The sequence below is a fragment of the Bacillus sp. SIMBA_005 genome (assembly GCF_046535585.1).
Taxonomy (GTDB): domain Bacteria; phylum Bacillota; class Bacilli; order Bacillales; family Bacillaceae; genus Bacillus; species Bacillus pumilus.
This window is the reverse complement of the sequence record NZ_JAWRWI010000077.1, coordinates 1-385: the sequence shown is the minus strand read 5'-3', so window position 1 is coordinate 385 and position 385 is coordinate 1. Positions and strand designations below refer to the sequence as shown.

Below are 385 nucleotides of genomic sequence, written 5' to 3'. Positions count from 1 at the left end.
GCAGCACTTGCTGTCTCGCTTTATTCAAGCTGACACCGAGATTATTCAGAACTCTCGCCGCCACGCCTTCTCCTTCACGGATCAATCCGAGAAGTATGTGTTCTGTTCCCACATAAGAATGTCCTAGCTTTCTGGCTTCATCCATGCTGAGCTCAATGACTTTTTTTGCTCTTGGCGTATAATGAATCGTTTGAGACATTTCCTGTCCCCGTCCGATTAAGCTCTCCACTTCTTTCTGAATTTTATCCGAACCGAGTCCGAGTGCTTGGAGTGCTTTAGCCGCAATCCCTTCTCCTTCACGAACCAGACCTAATAAGATATGTTCAGTTCCAATATTGTTATGGCCTAAGCGCAGTGCTTCCTCCTGTGCCAGTGCCAATACCTT

The 385-nt window shown here is 46.8% G+C and carries 1 protein-coding gene; it reads right to left on the bottom strand.

Features of this window, described 5'->3' with window-relative positions; genetic code table 11:
• On the bottom strand, positions 1 to 385 hold a 385-nt coding region (locus tag SB660_RS19170), incomplete at both ends, for a Clp protease N-terminal domain-containing protein (RefSeq protein ID WP_410583808.1).